The organism is Pseudoalteromonas sp. SG43-6 (genome assembly GCF_014164365.1).
Lineage (GTDB): Bacteria > Pseudomonadota > Gammaproteobacteria > Enterobacterales > Alteromonadaceae > Pseudoalteromonas > Pseudoalteromonas rhizosphaerae.
Genome location: NZ_JACJEZ010000018.1, coordinates 1 through 13,884 on the forward strand (window position 1 = coordinate 1; position 13,884 = coordinate 13,884).

The 13,884-nt window shown below is 37.7% G+C and carries 13 protein-coding genes and 1 pseudogene; 8 read left to right on the plus strand and 6 right to left on the minus strand.

The window, feature by feature from the left end:
• Positions 1-138: 138 nt before the first annotated feature.
• Positions 139-396: a group II intron maturase-specific domain-containing protein gene (locus tag H5201_RS09335; protein WP_259399677.1), complete on the minus strand. Its 258-nt coding sequence runs from the start codon at positions 394-396 to the stop codon at positions 139-141.
• Positions 397-788: 392 nt separating this feature from the next.
• On the opposite strand from H5201_RS09335, the gene H5201_RS09340 reads away from it, so the two are divergent.
• Both H5201_RS09340 and H5201_RS23165 read left to right on the plus strand, forming a co-directional pair.
• The gene (locus H5201_RS09340; protein WP_182784364.1) at positions 789-1,247 is read left to right on the plus strand and encodes a hypothetical protein; all 459 of its coding nucleotides are present in this window, start codon (positions 789-791) and stop codon (positions 1,245-1,247) included.
• A 334-nt stretch (positions 1,248-1,581) separates the two neighbouring features.
• Positions 1,582-1,848 carry a DUF6419 family natural product biosynthesis protein gene (locus H5201_RS23165; RefSeq protein ID WP_310736878.1) on the plus strand — a complete coding sequence of 89 codons (267 nt, stop codon included), beginning with the start codon at positions 1,582-1,584 and terminating at the stop codon, positions 1,846-1,848.
• Between the two features lie 258 nt (positions 1,849-2,106).
• On the opposite strand, the gene bktB is transcribed toward H5201_RS23165, so the two are convergent.
• Positions 2,107-3,300, minus strand: a complete 1,194-nt coding sequence (bktB, locus tag H5201_RS09345; protein ID WP_182784366.1) for a beta-ketothiolase BktB — start codon at positions 3,298-3,300, stop codon at positions 2,107-2,109.
• Positions 3,301-3,622: 322 nt separating this feature from the next.
• On the opposite strand from bktB, the pseudogene H5201_RS09350 reads away from it, so the two are divergent.
• A pseudogene (locus tag H5201_RS09350) lies at positions 3,623-3,836 on the plus strand (hypothetical protein); the annotation flags it as partial.
• A 338-nt stretch (positions 3,837-4,174) separates the two neighbouring features.
• On the plus strand, positions 4,175-4,546 hold the full coding sequence (locus H5201_RS09355) for a hypothetical protein (protein ID WP_182784368.1): 372 nt from the start codon (positions 4,175-4,177) through the stop codon (positions 4,544-4,546).
• Between the two features lie 1,283 nt (positions 4,547-5,829).
• Here the strand turns inward: H5201_RS09355 and H5201_RS09360 are convergent.
• Entirely contained in the window at positions 5,830-7,347 is a 1,518-nt protein-coding gene (locus H5201_RS09360) for a Calx-beta domain-containing protein (RefSeq protein ID WP_145233333.1), read from the minus strand.
• Positions 7,348-7,644: 297 nt separating this feature from the next.
• The gene (locus H5201_RS09365; protein WP_145233335.1) at positions 7,645-7,842 is read right to left on the minus strand and encodes a hypothetical protein; all 198 of its coding nucleotides are present in this window, start codon (positions 7,840-7,842) and stop codon (positions 7,645-7,647) included.
• An 81-nt stretch (positions 7,843-7,923) separates the two neighbouring features.
• On the opposite strand from H5201_RS09365, the gene H5201_RS09370 reads away from it, so the two are divergent.
• Both H5201_RS09370 and H5201_RS09375 read left to right on the plus strand, forming a co-directional pair.
• Positions 7,924-8,421 (plus strand): GNAT family N-acetyltransferase, encoded by a 498-nt coding sequence (locus H5201_RS09370; RefSeq protein ID WP_182718859.1) that lies wholly within the window; start codon positions 7,924-7,926, stop codon positions 8,419-8,421.
• Between the two features lie 81 nt (positions 8,422-8,502).
• Positions 8,503-9,381 carry an alpha/beta hydrolase gene (locus H5201_RS09375; protein ID WP_182718858.1) on the plus strand — a complete coding sequence of 293 codons (879 nt, stop codon included), beginning with the start codon at positions 8,503-8,505 and terminating at the stop codon, positions 9,379-9,381.
• Positions 9,382-9,808: 427 nt separating this feature from the next.
• Here H5201_RS09375 and H5201_RS09380 read toward each other — a convergent pair whose 3' ends face one another.
• Positions 9,809-10,330, minus strand: a complete 522-nt coding sequence (locus H5201_RS09380) for a TetR/AcrR family transcriptional regulator (protein ID WP_182740531.1) — start codon at positions 10,328-10,330, stop codon at positions 9,809-9,811.
• A 110-nt stretch (positions 10,331-10,440) separates the two neighbouring features.
• On the opposite strand from H5201_RS09380, the gene H5201_RS09385 reads away from it, so the two are divergent.
• Entirely contained in the window at positions 10,441-10,641 is a 201-nt protein-coding gene (locus H5201_RS09385) for a hypothetical protein (RefSeq protein ID WP_182740530.1), read from the plus strand.
• Positions 10,642-10,705: 64 nt separating this feature from the next.
• On the opposite strand, the gene H5201_RS09390 is transcribed toward H5201_RS09385, so the two are convergent.
• On the minus strand, positions 10,706-11,914 hold the full coding sequence (locus tag H5201_RS09390; RefSeq protein WP_149981168.1) for a porin: 1,209 nt from the start codon (positions 11,912-11,914) through the stop codon (positions 10,706-10,708).
• 301 nt (positions 11,915-12,215) lie between these two features.
• Here H5201_RS09390 and H5201_RS09395 point away from each other — a divergent pair, with 301 nt between their 5' ends.
• Positions 12,216-13,802, plus strand: a complete 1,587-nt coding sequence (locus H5201_RS09395) for an ABC-F family ATPase (protein ID WP_145233417.1) — start codon at positions 12,216-12,218, stop codon at positions 13,800-13,802.
• Positions 13,803-13,884: the final 82 nt, after the last annotated feature.

The window sequence follows — 13,884 nt, forward strand, 5'->3', positions numbered from 1 at the left end:
GGTTCATCTCCCGTAGTGAATATTGATCCAAATATCTCTTAATGACGCTAAACCTTGTGAAGCTAAGTAATCATTGCCTAATGCAATGTTAATTCCTTTTGTTTTTGAGCTTCTACAAGGGCCTTCGCTTCCAAGCGCCTACTTTTGGTACTGGTGATACCACAGGCTATGGCGAGCCGTTCGCTGACACCCAGTTTCATTAAACTGCGTACTTTGGTGCGAGCTATACCTTTCTAAAGAGCGCCATTGCTGCCAGTAGCACATTCTTATCCTACGTCGGATCCAATGATCTAAATCCACCGTTAGCTGATAAGCGTTGGCTATCAGGTAGTAGTGTCCCCAGCCGCGTAAATACTGGGTGAGCCTATGAATTTCTAGGGTTATTGTGTTCCCCAAAAAGGTGGCCGTTAGATCACATGACTTCGCTATCTTGTGCTAGCTCGTCTTCAGCCTACGCCTCATATGATGTTTTTTTCATCAGCTCGCACTTATATTTATAAAGAATGCTAGCGGCTTCCTTTAGACTGTCTCTCGCGATTTAGCCCTTGCCATTCGCGAGTGTCTATCGTTTAATAACAGTATGTTATTTAAACGGTGTTCTTCCTACAGAGGACTTTCACCTCATAAGTCAATGCCCATGTCGGGCGTACACAAAGCGCTTAAGGCAGATTCGCAACGCGTGGCATTTTTAGTATGCGTTGATTTATGTGTTTAAGATGTTATGCGGTGGCTTCGTATTGCGTTGCTCACTACTTAGCTTAGCGTTATATCGGCATCGAGGGTTTAGTTTGAATTTCAATGAACAGTCATTTAATGATTTAGATAACCTAGCAGTTCAACGTTTGATATTTGAAGATGGTGATGAACTTACTTCAATATTAAAAGGGCACTTGTTTATAGAGAAAGCACTAGAATCTGCGATTTCTAAAAATTTACCAAATCCAAAGGTGTTTTTTAAAAAGAGAAGAACCTTTGAATTAAAGCTTGATCTTGCTAATGCAATGGACTTACTCGATCACAATCTATTTTCAGCAATCAAAGCTGCAAATAATATTAGGAATAATTACTCTCACAATGATGGCTACTCAGTTGCGCTTAGTGAACTAAATAGCCTTAAATATAATTGGTCGAGTCTACAGAAAGAAGCTTTTAATGGTGCTTGTCAAAATAGCACTGGTGAAGCTGTAAAAATATCAATGTTGTTCTTGTGCTGGGCTGTTATCAGTTTGGTCGCAGAGCCGATATAATCGGGTAGCCGGAGGTCTCTAACCTCCAGCCCCCACACCACCCATCATGCGGGTCCGCAATGGGCGGTTCATCTCCCGTAATGAATATTGATCCAAATATCTCTCAATGACGCTAAACCTTGTGACGCTAGATAGTCATTGCCTATCGCAATGTTAATTCCTTTTGTTTTTGAGCTTCTACAAGGACCTTCGCTTCCAAACCAAATGGGGTCAAATCTTGACTTCAGACATCAAATTCACACGGCAAACTTATAAGCTGCTTTTAAAATGCCGGTGACTTACAAGCTAATTAATCTCTAAGTTAAATTAAGGAAAAGGATTTTTTGTATTAATTATAAAAGGCATTAAACGTATTTGGTTTTGGTTTACGCTAGTTGTATGTCCATTTTTGATTATTTTAGGCATGGCTACCTTTGGATACAAGGGCTACCTGCAATCAAGTTTGATATTGCTGTTAATTAATACGCTGGCGGTTATTGGTAGCCCAGCTACAGATATAGGCAACACTAATACATTACTGTTTTTACCGATATTATTTTCAATCTCATTTGGTGGTGTTTTATTAGGCGTAAGAAAGTTAACTTTAAAACACGTTTTGTAGACGAATGACTTGGTGAGGTTTGAGGTAAGCTTTTTTTTATTAAGCAATAAGGTGTAGCAGCGCTTTGCTCCCTTTGTGAAAAAAGCCTTTAAAGAGCTATTTGCACAAAGAAAAATGAAAGAGGAGCAAACGAGAAGAAAAATAGCCTTTCACATTGTTTGTTTCCTCTAACAGCAAAGCGTCTCTTAGTTCTCCTTGTGAATAAAGCTCTTATGTTTAAACCTAATGTGGTATCAAATAGTTGTTACAAACTTAGAATCAAAGCGCTTCAAAAATGGCTGCAATGCCTTGCCCACCGCCAATACACATTGTGACTAGCCCATATTTGCCATTAATTCGTTTGAGTTCGTACAAGCATTTAGTTGATAAAATTGCGCCCGTTGCGCCAACAGGGTGGCCTAAGGCAATTGCACCGCCATTCGGGTTTACCTTATGCGCTGGGAAATTTAACTCGTTGGCAACGCACAGAGCTTGTACTGCAAAGGCTTCGTTAGACTCAATTACATCCATATCATCAATGGTTAAGCCTGTTTTTTCAAATACGTGTTTTACCGCAGGAATTGGGCCGGTGCCCATTAACGAGGGATCAACGCCCGCTCTGGCATAACCTATTAATCGACCAAGAGGTTTTAAGCCTTGCTCATTCGCTTTTTGCTCAGACATGAGTACCAACATGGCTGCGCCATCGTTTATACCTGATGAGCTTGCTGCGGTAACGGTTCCATCTTTTTTAAAGTAGGGCTTTAAGGTAGCGAGCTTCTCGGTTGTGGTATCGGCTCGCACGTGTTCGTCAGTATCAAAAATATGGCTGCCACTTTTTGATTTGATTTCAATAGGGAGTATTTGCTGTTTAAAATGGCCTGCAGCAATCGCTTTTGCTGCTTTGTGATGACTTTGAGCTGCGTAAGCGTCTTGCTGGTCGCGGCTAATAGTGTATTTATCTGCAATGTTTTCAGCGGTTATTCCCATTGGATTATTATCCCATGGGTCTTGTAATGTGGAGGTGAGTTCATCTTGCATGATGCTATTGCTCATTTTTTGCCCCCAGCGATTACTTTCGAGGGTATAAGCTGAGTTACTCATGCTTTCAGCTCCGCCAGCAAGGGCTGCGTCTACATCACCTAATTGTATTTGTTGTACTGCTTGTATAATGGCTTCAAGGCCAGAGCCACATAATCGGTTGAGAGTTACTGCGTGACTACTAATAGGTAACCCCGCATCTAGCCCAATGACTCTTGAAAGGTATGCGTCTTTAGGGCCGTTATGAATTACTTTACCGACTACAGTGGAGCCAACTTGGTTGGGTGATAGCTTGGCTCTGGCTAGTGCTTCTTTCGCACATAGAGTGCCTAGCTCGGCGGGCGTGAAATGTTTAAGGCTGCCACCAAAGCTGCCGATAGCGGTACGAACTGCGCTTAATATAACTACGCTATTGTTATTAAGTTTTGTCATTATTTTCTCTTCTTATTTTTAAACTTTATTCGCTTTGTTATAAATGAAGCTACTTAAGAACCAAAGGGATCTAAATTTTAGGTAATTCATCAAAACACAATTAAGCAATAAACAAAAGTAACAGCCGTATCCTGTTTGTTAATAAAGCCTATCAATTTATTTGAACATATAGATAAGTAATATGGCTTTTTCTAGATTTTAAAATAATTTATTTAGTTGGGCTCTCATTTTAACGATAACCCAATGTTTAATTTATAAATAATAAATAAGTAAGACACTCACCTTAATTTTTGCATTTTACAAAGCTAAATACTAAGTTTTAATTAGTGTGAAAAATAATCATGGTGCCGCTACAAAGTATTATCACTGTATTTCACGTTGTGTTCGCCGAGCATTTTTATGTGGTGAAGACTGCTTTACAGGAAAGTCTTATGAACATCGCAGAGGGGGGCAAAGGCAAGTTACTTGCTTTAGTCGCAAAGACATTTTGTATTTATATATGTGCTAACGCCGTAATGAATAACCAGCAAAATGTAGCAACGTTAACAACAGCGAAAAACTACTGGCCAGTACTTATACCCAGCTAAAACGTCAAATATTGCCCCAAGGCAAGGGTTTGCATGTCAGTAATTTTGGATTTGTAGAATAAAAGCTTCCCAAGATAATTGTAAATGTAATTTTGAATGAGTTTTAGGCGGTAAATTGATTTGATCTGAACTTATTTGATGCTATTTTTAGGTGATTTTAAAATGGGGGTGTCATTTTTACTTGTTACACCGCTTCGCGGCATCAAAATTGTCGTAAAACTCAGCGTTAGTTCTCAAGGATGAAAATTTTGAAAATAATTATAGTTTGCATTTTACTCGTATTGTTCGTGTTCTATTGGATTCGTCCACTGGCTAACCCTGAAATTACAGAATATTATCCTCCAATCATATATTCTGATGAGACCTATTTTTCAATTACGATCCCTGTGGAAATTGATTTAAAGGATGATAAGCGATCATTCGCAGAGTTGTTTAATGCCTACGGTTTTAGCGGCAATGGCCCATCTATAGAGCAAGTTGTGAGAGCAAATACACATTTTGCATCTGTTCAATTTGATAGCGAAGGTGATGCATTTTTTATGTATACGTCAAATGAAGAGCAGTATTTGTCGATTTTAAATGAACTACGCTGTATGGAAGAAATTGCCTGTTTAAAAAAGTGGGTTAAAACCGCGCGATGGGTGTTGATTAAAGAGTGAGAGCAAATCGGATAGCCGGGGGTCTCTAACATCAAGCCCCAGACTGCTCATCATGCGCTTTTTATTAATAGCAAGTGCAATGGGCGGATCATCTCCCATCATGAATATTGATCCAAATATCTCTCAATGACACTAAACCTTGTGACGCTAAATAGTCATTGCCTAGCGCAATGTTAATGCCTTTTGTTTTTGAGCTTTGACAAGAGCTTTCGCTTCCAAGCGCCTACTTTTGGTACTGGTGATACCACACTATATGGATATGGCGAGTCGATCACTAACCTTCAACTTGATTAAACTGCGTATCTAATTAGTGCGTACTATTTTTATAAAAAGCACCACTGTCGCCTGTAACACATTATTACTAAACGGGGGATCTTGTGTTCTAAACCCACGGTTAGTCGATAAGCGTTGGAAGACTGCAAGTAAGTTACATCGACAGAATGAAGCTCAAAAAGACAGCTCAATAGGGCTATGACAGCTTTTTATTTAAGAAATGGTAAAAGGTTAGGCTGTATTGAGCCTGTTTGCTTGTAAGTAAACTGTGCAATATTACAGTTTAAAATGCATGAATAAATTGACCTTACACGGAAAAACGAAAGTAATGCTTTCATTGCATTATGCGGCAACTTTATTGTCTTGCTCATAATATAGAAAAGCTACTTGCTTAAAACGTCAACCAAACAAAAAGCTGCGCATTGCAATAATGCACTTTTTAGTGTGTTTGTTATTTAGGTTTTTTATCATGAGTTGTTTATTTGCATGATAAATTGAGAGCATGTTAGGGGACACAGTAAAATTACCAGATAAAAATCATGTTTAGTCTGAGATTATTAAAAGTGGGTGTCTATTTTATTGTTATGGTGGGTATTGCTAGTGGTTAATACTAGTCGTGTTAAGTTACTGACCATTTATAGCGACAGATAAATACAGTGATAACAAGGCAGGAATTTTGACATGTAGTTGTTCTCGGCAATTGCTCCTGCATTGCTCTACCTCCTGCATCCATGCTGTCGTACATAAAAAATCACTAACGCAGTCAGCACTTTATTTAGCCCGCTAGAATGGTTAAATATTTAAGTCGATTGGTATAAGGTATGGCTGAGTTATTCTCTTCACCCCCACCACTTTATGGTCGAATTAACGCGTTACGTTAATTTTCAATTTACCCCACAAAAAAAGCCAGCGATGCTGGCTTTTTTTGTGGGGTAAATTTGATAATGATAAACAGGAAAGTTATGAATTACCTGAACCTTGGGTAAGGGATTTATTATCCTAAGTTCAGATTAATTACAGCCTTTTTGAATTGGTTGTGTTGTGACATTTACGACGAAGTCATTGTAGTCTCTGTCGTTTTGATCTTCCCAATATTGCTTAGTACCACTGGCTTTATAGGCTGTTTTAAGATTGTTTGCATTACCGTTCACGGAAAGTACGTAAACGATTGAATCACTGGCTTTAACGTCGTAATAACCTGATGCTCCATGCTCATCTAACAATTTAATATATTGGTTATTAACCTTAATACCCCAATCATTATTATAACCAGAATTTTCAGAGATAAAAGAGTAACTGATCCGTGTGTAATTCTCGGCAATACACTGAGCATCATCATTTAAGATAGACGCTGGTAGAGAACTTGAACCAGTTACATTAAGCTGAGCAACGGCATTGACGGTAAAGGTTTTAGTTTCACTATAGTCATCGTTATCAATTGTTGGGATTGTAAATGAAGCAGTTGTTTCACCTGCCGCAATAGTAATGACTTGATCAGAGAAACTGTAGTCGCTACTTGTTGCTGTTCCTGCTGAAGTCGATACATAAATATCACTATCTTGTTCATAACTATTGCTTAGCTCTAGTTTATAAGATAATGCGCTACCTTCGTCTACTGAATCAACAATAGGTACAATAGTAAAGCTTGGAATATCTGACACGGTGCAAACTGGTGCATCGTAGCATGCAACTGATTCGTTAAAATTAGTTGCTAAATCATTTAAACGTACTGGAAAATCTGCAACATGGCAGGTATTGCCAGTGTTTTTATTTACTTTGTACAACTCAGATTTATTAGAATGGCCTAGATCAGTTAAAATAGTTCGGCTTAATACAATATCACCTTGCTGGTTAAGTGCAGCGCCTGTGACAGTCGTTAAGTTGTGATCAGATAATTTTGTTGCCGTAAGTTCCTGCACATTCACAGTATATAAACTTGTACTGGTGACTAAGATTAATTCACCATTTTTAAATACCATGTCACCACGCCAGATACCTTGGTCATTTTCAAGGCCTGTAATATTTCCAAGTAAAGTTGTTTCGCTAGTTTCAGGATCGATCGCGTATAGCTTATCTTTATATGATCCAAGTAAGCGATTATTTTGTTGGTCATACACTAAACGATACATGTTACTTGTTCTGCCAACTTCAACATGTTCGTTTGTATCTAAATCAACATAGGCCAATTTGATGTACTTAAACTTACTGCCACTAATAGGTAGAGATTTGAGCTCTGTTGAATTAAAACCTAAGTGCTCAACATCTACTTGATATTCAATAGGGCGAGGTGCTGAGATGTAATACAAGCGATTTGTTTCCGGAATATGAGCAAGCGCTGAAGAGCTGTATTTAGCTCTAGAATGTGCTTGAGTTTGTTGTGTATATTCGTCTAGTTTAAATATAATACCGGTGTCACCGCGTCCAGCATTAATACCATAAAGTTGACCGTTACATTGGTTTGCATGCGCAACTTGCAAAGATGAAAGGATAGCAACAGACAGGGTTGTAATTTTTAGCGTTGTTTTCATTTAGAGTAGGCCTTTTAACGAGGATCCATTGTTACAGCTATAGTTAGTCTGAGGTAATTACAATTTGGTTTATAGCTGCCTATCCTTGTTCCCAAAATTGTATTGCTTAATTCCTATAAGCCGAGCGCATCCGTTATTAACCTCAAAGTATTGTACAATTATCCTAATGGTTGATTACAAAAGCAACATATCTTAACGAACGGTTGGCATTTATACACGAAATGCTGGCTAAATTGAGGTGTTTTATAATACTAAAGGCTTTATTTTGTATCTTTAACGGGGAATTTTAAGTTGTGGCTATTTTTGTTCACGAGCAAGCTGGTTAGGTAATAACTGTTCAATGATTTCACGTGCAGGTAACGTATAACGCACACCATCAAACATAACAGATGTAAATTCATTAATGCTAGTAATACCTGTAAGGGTCCAACCTTCACCGCGCTTTGGGCAATACACTGTGGTTGTAGGTTGTATTACTTTAAATTCGTCATTCATAATTAGCTCAGTTATTAACTTGTATGGCGGGTATCTTAAGGGAATAATAGCGGGCTTTAAAGCCGTAATTTAATTTTATTTATGAACAATGAGTTTGCACTAAGTCGAATCACATTAAAGCCAATTAAGCATAGGGACTGTAGTGCGTTGTGGGCTATTTTGTCTGAGCCGTTAGTTGCTCAGTTTAATGACTATGCAGTGCCACTTGCACGTGATGACGTAAAACAACTGATCCAAGATGATATTACTGGCATGTATGAAGGAAATACGCTGCGCTTTGGAATGTACTTACTAAATACGTCGACCTTGATTGGCTGCATTGGTTTATATGATATTGAAGAAGATACTGCTTGGTTAGGTTTTGAGTTGTCACCAAATCATTGGGGGAATGGGTTTATGTCTGAAGCATTAGCATTTATGCTAACAAATATAACAGCCGTTGTTGCGCAGTTAGGCAATGAGTTGAGCATTACTAATTTACAGGCGAAAGTGGCGACAGAAAATAGCCAAAGCCAGCAACTACTTCGCCGTTTTAAATTCACTCATGTAGCGAGTGAACAATGGTTGTATCAACTGTAAATCACACTTTGTTACATAACGGTAGTTTAATTAAAAATACAGAAAGGGTATTGTTTTTAAAACAATCTTTACCTGAAAGCTATGCTGCTATTAAAAAAACTAAATCGCACTGCAATCATAATTCTATTGAGTACAGCCGGCTTCATTGCATGCGCTATTGTCATTTATAAATATAACGCGCATTACACGTCAAATTTTAAAGACATCACTATTTATTCTCAGGTATTGGATGAAAGTAGGAAAGTGTTTATTCGTTTACCTAACAATTTTGAGCCAAATAAGCGCTACTCCTTGATCATTAGAACCGATGGTAACTTTAATCTTACGCAGTGGGATTCAGTGATGACTGAGTTACCAGCGCAGCAAGATACAATTTTAGTGTCTATTCCTAATCAATTTTGGACCTTTACCAGAAATCGTGATTTAGTGCCGCCGTATGCACGCCAAGATGTGAATACCCAGGCAAGACCAGCAAGTGAAAATTCACCAGAATTATTTGGTCAAGCAGATCAATTTTTGGCTTTTATTGAAGGTGAGTTATTACCGTATTTAGAATCACATTATAAGCTAGATAATAATCGTGTTTTGTCGGGCTATTCAGCAGGAGGGAGTTTTGTTTTATACACTATGAGTACAAAGCCTTGGCTGTTTAACGGTTATTTTGCATTTAGTCCGGCTGCTTGGTACGACGATATGACCGTTGTAAAAGAGTTTGATCGATTCTTATCGCAACGATGCCTCAATACAGACGATAACATACCGCTGTCGCTCTATATAACAGTAGGAGGCGCCGAGCATCCTTTAATGTTAAGTGCCTTTGCTGGTCTTAATAATAGCCTTAACATATATGCTAATGATATTATTTGGAATAGCAGAATTAATGAAGGTTTAGAGCACAGGGAAAACCCGGTGCATAGTGTTAAGCAGGCACTCGATTTCTATAATTCATCAATAAACTAATTGCTTAACTAAATAATAAGACAGTAATAAACCACAAAAGAACACATCATACTATATTTGTTAATTAAGATAACTCTGCATAAAAAGTTATTTTCAACTAAAAGCTATCGAGAAGAATCATGAGCTTGATAAATCAAAGTTAGTAATTCGATTAAACGTATCACAAGAGTTATGTTTATTTGGCTATGGAGGGATCTTCATTGATACAACGACAACGTCTTAAATCAAAAAATATCAGTAAACAGTCGGTAATTGCAGCGAATTAGTAGGGGTTTAGAAGGTGAGTTTTATTTACACACTAACGACGTTTAATTTATCAATAGATAAGTTACAGAGTTTGCACTTAAACATAGAAAATCGCTATTACTTTAAATTAAAAGCTTAGATTTAATGCCCAAAGTGAAACACAGAGTGAAATAAGTTGTCGCTAAAGAATAGATATTTTGCTGGTTAGTTGGCGTAGCATTTTTTCAGGTTCTGGCGCAGGTTCATTTAACCCTGAAATAATGGTCATAAAATAACAATCTAACATCACACTTGCTTTTATATCGTCAAACTCTTGCTGTTCATTGAACAGCCGTTTTTTAAACTCACTCATTTGCTGTTCAAAAAAAGCAGCTTGCCAAATCATATCGCTTATCAATATTTTACTAAATTCAATGTTATTACAATAAAATTCAAACAACGGTAGGGCATAGTGACGTAACTTTAGCCTTGGTGCATGTTGGCGATCAGTTAAACTAGTCTGATGAATGATCGTATCTATTTGTTGCTGCATTCCTGCTTTTAGTAAGTCGATTTTATTTTCGAAATGACTAAACACAGTACCAACGGCCACATTAGCCGCTTTTGCAATTTCTCGTGTAGATGTATGAGCATAACCTTGCTCTAAGAATAACAGCCAAGCCGAGGTAAGAATTTTATTATAGGTTTGCGTTTTTTTATTCATTGTATATCAATTAATTATATTTAACTTGTGATAGTAAAGATGAAGTTACTTGAAAAAGTGACTGCGCTCAATTATATTTATGAGCGCGCTCATTTAAACAAGGAACTTATATGAACTTTATCAAACAAGTTATTGGTTACGGACTATTTATCCCATTTATTATTTTTTATTCTTACATGCTAGGACCATTACTTAAAGCAATTTTATTACCGGGTGGAATTTTAATGTTATGGATAATTTTAGGACCTAAGGAAGGTTATTTGGCTTTGACAAAAGCGTTTGCAACTAAAGGTAAAGCAAAAAAAATGTGATCGCAGCGGGTGCTAAATATTAGCAAAACAGGCTGATTAAATAATCAGCCTGTCAGTGTTCTAGTTATAATGTGTAATGAAAACCAAATGCAATGCCATCATCTTCTGATAGACCCATTTGATATTCTTGCTCTTTATCGGCACTTGAAAAATCACTAAAGTCTTTACGTGCTTCAATGTAAAAAATCGTATCTTCGTCGAATAGATAGTGAAAGCCAAGTACTGTAAATTGACGTTTAAAGTTGTCATTAGGATCGGCGTTAAAATTTGGTTGGATCACGTAATCTGTTCCAGCATCATAGACGTTATATGCAATGAAGGTACGAATGTCATTATCAAACTTATAAGATAATAAAGACTCTACCCCAATCGCGTCTTTGATCAGACGGCCTAAGTTATCGGTATCATGATTTTCATTTTTGTTGATATTTGCGGCAAAATAAAGGCCATCATTGTTGAAGTTACCCCAAGTAACGCCTGCGCCATAAATAAAATCATTAACAGACTGAATTCGTCCTGCTGCGTAATTTACGGTCAGTTCTCCGCGGTTAAACCCAGCAGAAAGTTTTAAGTCGTCGCTTACTGAATAGGTAACGGCTGCCCCATAGGTTGAATTAAATTCTACTTGTTGAGCAAGATCACTGCCATTTTCCCACAAAGTCTGACAAGCAGCTTCAGAAATGGCTTCGATATCGCAAGTATAAAAATCATTATTTTTAAATTGCACTTGTGTTGCAATACTAAAATCACCGAACGTATTACGATACTGCAATAACTTGTCACCGCGCCCGGTACCATTAATTGCACCATCGTCTTTGTTGTAGGTGTAAACACCGGCTGCATTACCATCCCAAACTAGGCTATAGTTAGTACTATAAACTACGTCGTACCAAGCACCCCATTGTTTACCAATTGTCACTTGTCCGTATTTTTCATGTGCTATACCTACATAACCAAGTCGGTTATATAAAAATTTATCTTGAATAGATTCAAAGCGGTTGTTATAGATAATATCGCTACTACCAACAGGGTTTACACCCCATTCTAATAAGGCTAAAGCTGACCACTGATCTTTTAGTTTGCGACTAAAATCAAAGCTAATCCGTGATGCACCATTAACTATTTCAGTTTGCCCTTGTGTGTGGATTATTCTGGCGTCAATAAAACCACCGATGGTTAAATTGTTTTTTCCGTCATCATAAACCTCAACAGCGTTTACGCTCGGTGCTATCAAAGCGCTTGCGATGATGACCCCAATTAATTTTCTATTCATTTAATATTGCCTTGTGTGCTATTTATCATTGTCCTTTGGTCGCGCAGACTAACAAAGCTAAATTAATGGCTAAAGTGAAAAAATATCATCAAAAAATGATAGAGGAAATTTGAATTGTTAATTTATGTTCTTTTTGTGTGCAGCTACACAATACTAGCATAATAAATTGACCTAAATTAGCTTATTTCGATGGACAGCAGCTATAGCCCACGAAGCTAATAATTCATGGAAAAATAAGCCTATTTGGTTTACACTCCAGCCAATTTTATTTCTTTGATTTTCCCCGTTGGAGGGTAGCGCTATCATCAGTACAGCTAACATCACCATGCAATTTGGTGCTAAACCGTTATTTGAGAATATTTCAGCTAAATTTGGCGAAGGTAACCGTTATGGTTTAATTGGCGCAAATGGCTGTGGTAAATCAACATTTATGAAAATCTTAAGTGGGGAATTGGAACCGTCAGCTGGTAATGTAAGTACTGATCCAAATGAACGTGTTGCTAAACTAAACCAAGACCAGTTCGCTTACGAAGAATATTCAGTTATTGACACTGTGATAATGGGCCACAAAGAGCTGTGGGCGATTAAACAAGAGCGTGATCGTATCTATAGCTTGCCTGAAATGAGTGAAGAGGATGGCATGAAGGTTGCCGATCTTGAAACTGAGTTTGCTGAAATGGATGGCTATTCTGCAGAATCTAAAGCCGGCGAGCTACTAATGGGCGTAGGTATTGCAACTGATCAGCATTACGGTCCGATGTCAGAGATTGCTCCTGGTTTTAAACTGCGTGTGCTTCTTGCGCAAGTGTTATTTTCAGATCCAGATATCATGCTACTCGATGAGCCAACTAATAACTTGGATATTTATACTATCAAGTGGCTCGAAGATGTACTGAATCAACGTGATTGCACAATGATCATCATTTCCCATGACCGTCATTTCTTAAACTCTGTATGTACGCATATGGCTGATATTGATTATGGTGAATTGCGTATTTACCCAGGTAACTATGACGAATATATGTTTGCAGCAACGCAAGCTCGTGAACGCTTATTAAGTGAAAATGCCAAGAAGAAAAATCAAATTGCTGAGCTACAACAGTTTGTTTCACGCTTTTCAGCTAATGCATCTAAAGCAAAACAAGCAACATCTCGTGCCAAGCGAATTGACAAGATTCAATTAGATGAAGTTAAAGCATCGTCACGTCAAACACCGTTCATTCGTTTTGAGCAAGAAAAACAGTTATTCCGTAATGCCCTTGAATTAACAAACTTAGGCCAAGGTTTTGACGATATGCTGTTCACTGGCCTTGAAGGCTTAGTTGAAGTAGGCGAGCGTATCGCTATCATTGGTGAAAATGGGGTTGGTAAAACAACACTATTAAATACTTTAGCAGGTCGTTTGGCACCGAAGCAAGGCGAGTTTAAATGGTCTGAAAACCATAATATCGGTTATTATGCGCAAGATCATGCTGATGAATTTGCCACCGATATGAACTTATTTCAGTGGATGGAGCAATGGCAGCAAGAAGGCGATGATGAACAAGTTGTTCGCAGTTTCTTAGGCCGTATGTTGTTCTCACAAAATGATATTAAAAAGTCTGTAAAAGTAATATCTGGTGGTGAGCAAGGCCGCATGCTATTTGGTAAGATTATGATGCATAAACCAAATATCCTATTAATGGATGAGCCAACGAACCACATGGACATGGAGTCAATAGAAGCATTAAACCTTGCGCTAGAAGCATATGAAGGTACGTTAATGTTTGTATCTCACGACCGTCAATTTGTATCCTCAGTTGCAACCCGTATTTGGGAAATCAAAGACGGCAAAATAATTGATTTCAGAGGTACTTACTCTGAATATTTAGCCAGTAAAGAAGGCTAAAGCTCAATTTACATACTGATCAAAAAGCCATGCTAGTCATGGCTTTTTTGTTACTCGATATTCGCAATTTAACAATTAATAC